2 protein-coding genes and 2 pseudogenes are annotated in these 4,959 nt (G+C 67.3%); 2 read left to right on the top strand and 2 right to left on the bottom strand.

Annotated elements, in window-relative coordinates; all coding sequences use genetic code 11:
• Positions 1-77: pseudogene (locus AC2VON_RS26745) on the bottom strand (translation initiation factor IF-3); the annotation flags it as partial.
• A 352-nt stretch (positions 78-429) separates the two neighbouring features.
• Here AC2VON_RS26745 and lysX point away from each other — a divergent pair.
• Both lysX and AC2VON_RS26735 read left to right on the top strand, forming a co-directional pair.
• Positions 430-3,801, top strand: coding sequence for a bifunctional lysylphosphatidylglycerol synthetase/lysine--tRNA ligase LysX (lysX, locus tag AC2VON_RS26740; protein WP_486955474.1), 3,372 nt, complete (start codon positions 430-432; stop codon positions 3,799-3,801).
• Between the two features lie 104 nt (positions 3,802-3,905).
• Positions 3,906-4,055 carry a hypothetical protein gene (locus tag AC2VON_RS26735; RefSeq protein WP_486955473.1) on the top strand — a complete coding sequence of 50 codons (150 nt, stop codon included), beginning with the start codon at positions 3,906-3,908 and terminating at the stop codon, positions 4,053-4,055.
• An 11-nt stretch (positions 4,056-4,066) separates the two neighbouring features.
• Here AC2VON_RS26735 and AC2VON_RS26730 read toward each other — a convergent pair.
• A pseudogene (locus AC2VON_RS26730) lies at positions 4,067-4,959 on the bottom strand (excinuclease ABC subunit UvrA); the annotation flags it as partial.

Here is a 4,959-nt window from a genome sequence, read left to right as displayed (position 1 = left end):
ACCTGTTCGCCTCCCGGCCCGATCAATCGGACCTCAGGTACGCGGATGCGCTCGTTGACGCGGATCTCTGTGCTGATGGGACCTCCCTGGGTAGTCGTAGTGCGTCGTGGTGGGTCGTGGTGGGTCGTGGTGGGTCGTAGTGCTAGGCCGCGACCGCTGGAAACCGCACCCCATCAGCGAAAAAGCCCTGCACGAAGCAGGGCCCGATGCCGACCGATCATGGCCCCCGTCGAGGGGAGCCGCCTGCGCGCCGCGCAGAGCAGGCAGCCTGGCTGCCTGCGACCGGACCGCGCAGCCTTCGGATTCCTCCGCGGCCGGCGGTGGGAGTGGGACTCCACTTGCCTGTCCTGGCGTTCGCCGGGACGGTCGCGGAGCACAGTCTAGCAGCCGCGCAGCACGGATGGATTCGCAGAGATATCCTCGCAGCCTATGTCACTGGCTTTGTTGCGCTCGGGAAGCAGTTCGGGGAGCAAACGGACCTCGCGGTATCACTGGGTTCCGGTATTCGCCGGCTGGGCCGTCGGCACCGCCGCGGCCCTGGCACTCCTGGCAAGCCTGTCACCGCTGATCCGGTGGATCATCAAGGTTCCGCGCAAGTTCGTCGACAACTACCTGTTCAATTTTCCCGACACCAGTGTCGCGTGGGCGTTCGTGCTGGCCCTGCTGGCCGCGGCCTTGATGGCACGCAAGCGCATCGCCTGGTGGCTGTTGGTCGCCAACCTGCTCATCGCGGCCGGCTGGAATGCCGCCAAGCTGGCCTCCGGCACAGCCGACGCACTGCAGACCGCAAGCGCTGTCGCCGGCCTGGTTCTGCACGCGACCGCGATCGGGCTGCTGGTGCTGGCCTACGGGGAGTTCTGGGCCAAGGTACGCCCCGGCGCCCTGTTCAGGTCGGCGACGGTGCTGCTTTCCGGGTGGGTGATCGCGATCCTGTTGTCCTGGGGGTTGATCGAACTGTTTCCGGGGACGCTGGAACGCCGGATGCGGCTACCCTACGTGGTGAATCGGGTGATGGGATTCGCCCTGGCGGGCTCGGAGGTGTTTGCCGGGAAGCCGGATGTTGTGCTCAAGGTGCTCTTCGGGCTGCTCGGTGCCGTGCCGCTGATGGCCGCGGCCGTGGTGCTGTTCTTGTCGCAGCGCGCCGAGAACGCGCTGACCGGCCAGGATGAATCGGCGATTCGCGGGCTGCTCGAGCTCTACGGGAAGAACGATTCGCTGGGTTACTTCGCCACCCGCCGGGACAAGTCGGTGGTGTTCGCCCCCAACGGACGCGCCGCCATCACCTATCGGGTCGAGGTTGGCGTCTGCCTGGCCAGCGGCGACCCCGTGGGCGACCCGGGGGCATGGCCGTCGGCCATCGGCGCGTGGCTGGCGCTGTGCAAAATCTATGGTTGGGCACCCGGCGTGATGGGTGCCAGCGTGCAAGGGGCACAAGCGTTCCGCGATGCCGGTCTCAGCGCCCTGGAACTCGGTGACGAGGCAATCCTGCACCCCGCCGACTTCCGGCTGTCCGGCCCGGACCGGCGGGCGGTCCGTCAGGCGGTGACCCGGGCGCGCCGGGCCGGGCTGGCGGTGCGGATCCGCCGGCACGGCGATCTCGGTGCCGACGAGATGGCGATGATGATCCAGCGTGCCGACGCGTGGCGGGACACCGAATCCGAACGGGGCTTCTCGATGGCACTGGGCCGGCTCGGCGACCCGGCTGACACCGACTGCCTTTTGGTCGAGGCGGTGCAGCGCGACGACGCGGTGGTGGCGATGCTGTCGCTGGTGCCGTGGGGGACCAGCGGTGTCTCACTGGACTTGATGCGCCGTTCTCCGCGATCCCCCAACGGCACCATCGAGCTGATGGTCAGCGAACTGGCGTTGCAAGCTCAAGGCATTGGCATCAGCAAGATTTCGCTGAACTTCGCCATGTTCAGGTCGGCGTTCGAGCAGGGCGCACAGCTCGGGGCCGGCCCGGTGGCGCGATCCTGGCGCCGGGTGCTGATGTTCTTCTCGCGATGGTGGCAGCTGGAGACGCTGTATCGCTCGAACATGAAATACCAACCCGAATGGGTGCCCCGCTACGCGTGCTATGAGGATGCCCGGCTGATCCCCCGGGTGGGTGTTGCATCGGTGATCGCGGAAGGCTTCCTGGTGTTGCCGTTCTCCGGGCGCAACAAGCAGCACACCGGCCACCACTCGTCGGTGCCGGCGGCGGTGGTGGCGACCGGCCTGCTGCACAACGACGGCACCGCGCCCGATCTCTCGGGACTGCCCCGTGAGCCGCTCGGTTCCACCGATACGGCCTCGCGCAGCCCGCGACTGCCCCAACAGGTTCGGGTTCGGCTCGCAAAGCTGAAGACCCTGCAGAACAATGGCGTTGACGCCTATCCGGTGGGTTGCCCGCCCAGTCACACGGTGGCCCAGGCACTGGCCGGCCTGGATGCTGGGACCGTCGTTTCGGTGGCGGGCCGGGTGCTGTTGATGCGTGACTACGGTGGTGTGCTGTTTGCCCAGCTGCGCGACTGGTCAGGTGAATTGCAACTGCTGCTGGACAATTCGGTGCTCGCAGACGCCAATGGCGGCTGCGCCGCCGACTTCAGCAGGGCCGTCGACCTCGGTGACCTGGTCGACGTGACCGGAAACATGGGACACAGCCGCAGCGGAACACCCTCGCTGCTGGTGCACCGCTGGCGGTTGATCAGCAAGTGCCTGCGCCCGCTGCCGAACAAGTGGAAAGGGCTGACCGATCCCGAGGCGCGGGTGCGGTCCCGCTACGTGGACCTGGCGGTCAACACCGAATCCCGAGCGCTGATCACGGCCCGCGGCAACGTGCTGCGTGCAATCCGGGAGACGTTGTTCGCCAAGGGTTTTCTGGAAGTCGAAACCCCGATCCTGCAGCAGTTGCACGGCGGCGCCAGCGCCCGCCCGTTCACCACCCACATCAACGCCTACGACTTGGACCTGTATCTGCGCATCGCCCCGGAGCTGTACCTCAAACGACTGTGCGTCGGTGGCGTCGAGCGGCTCTTCGAACTGGGCCGGGCGTTCCGCAACGAGGGCGTCGACTACAGCCATAACCCCGAGTTCACCCTACTGGAGGCCTACCAGGCGCACGCCGACTACCTGACCTGGATCGACGGAGCCCGAGAGCTGATCCAGAACGCCGCCTGCGCGGCCAACGGCGCGCCGGTGGTGATGCGGCCCCGGCAAGACGGTGCAGACAGCGCCGACGGAACACCCGGTCACCTTGAGCCGGTGGACATCTCCGGGGTCTGGCCGGTGCGGACCGTGCACGACGCGGTGTCCGATGCGCTCGGTGAGCACATCGGCGCCGACACCGACCTGGCCACCCTGCGCCGGCTGTGCGATGCCGCCGGTGTTCACTTCCTCCGGCAGTGGGATGCCGGCGCGGTGGTGCTCGAACTTTACGAGCAGCTGGTCGAGGCTCGCACCGAGCGGCCCACCTTCTACACCGACTTCCCCACGTCAGTGTCGCCGCTGACCCGACCGCACCGTTGCAAACCCGGAGTGGCCGAACGGTGGGATCTGGTGGCCTGGGGCGTCGAGTTGGGTACCGCCTACAGCGAACTCACCGATCCGGTGGACCAGCGCCGCCGGCTGCAGGAGCAGTCGTTGCGCGCGGTCGGCGGTGATCCCGAGGCCATGGAGCTCGACGAAGATTTCCTGCAGGCGATGGAGTACGCGATGCCCCCGACCGGCGGTCTGGGGATGGGCGTCGACCGGGTCGTCATGCTGGTCACCGGCCGCAGCATCCGGGAGACGTTGCCCTTCCCGCTGGCGAAACCACGCTGATCACGCCGGTACTCGCGCAGGATCCTACCGGCCGCGTTGCCATCCGCATCGTTTCGTCGCCCGCACTTCGGGCTGCGCGCACCGTCCAAAACCGTTACGGGGCCATGCGGCTCGACATCACCGATGCTGTCACCGTCGTGGTGGCCGACCAGGACGAGACCGACGCTGTGCTCACACTGGACCGTCGAGATTTCCGCGCTGTCGCTCCATTGACCGGCACTCCGGCATTTCGGCTGCTGCCCGACGACAGGTAGCGCGCCAGGCGCTAGGCGCTGACCTTGCGTCGCCGGCGGGCAGGGGACTCAGCAGGTTTCTTGGATGACCCCAGTGTCTCGGCGAGGAACTTGCCGGTGTAGCTCTCCGCCACCGCGGCGACATCTTCCGGGGTGCCTGCCGCCACCACTGTCCCGCCACCGGCACCGCCTTCCGGACCCATGTCGATGATCCAGTCCGAGGTCTTGACCACGTCCAGGTTGTGCTCGATGACGATCACCGTATTGCCCTTGTCGACAAGGTCGCTGAGCACAGTGAGCAGTTTGCGGATGTCGTCGAAATGCAGCCCGGTGGTGGGCTCGTCGAGGATGTAGACGGTCCGCCCGGTGGAGCGCTTCTGAAGTTCCGAGGCCAGCTTCACCCGCTGCGCCTCGCCTCCGGACAGCGTCGGCGCCGGCTGGCCGAGCCGCACATAGCCCAGGCCGACGTCGACCAGAGTGCGTAGATAGCGGTGAATGGCGGTGATCGGCTCGAAGAACTCGGCCGCCTCCTCGATCGGCATGCCGAGCACCTCGGCGATGGTCTTGCCCTTGTAATGCACCTCCAGGGTCTCCCGGTTGTACCGGGCGCCCTGGCAGACCTCACACGGAACGTAGACGTCGGGCAGGAAGTTCATCTCGATCTTGATGGTGCCGTCGCCGGTACACGCCTCGCAGCGGCCGCCCTTGACGTTGAAGGAGAACCGGCCCGGCCGGTAGCCGCGGATCTTGGCCTCGGTGGTGGCCGCGAACAGGGTGCGGATCTTGTCGAACACCCCGGTGTAGGTCGCCGGATTCGACCGTGGCGTGCGCCCGATCGGCGACTGGTCGACCCGCACCAGCTTGTCGACGAACTCGAGTCCGGTGACCCGGGTGTGCCGGCCGGGAACCTGGCGGGCGCCGTTGA

Source organism: Mycobacterium sp. TH-M82, from assembly GCF_057473605.1.
The sequence above is the reverse complement of the archived record's forward strand: the minus strand, read 5'-3'. Positions and strand labels throughout refer to the sequence as shown.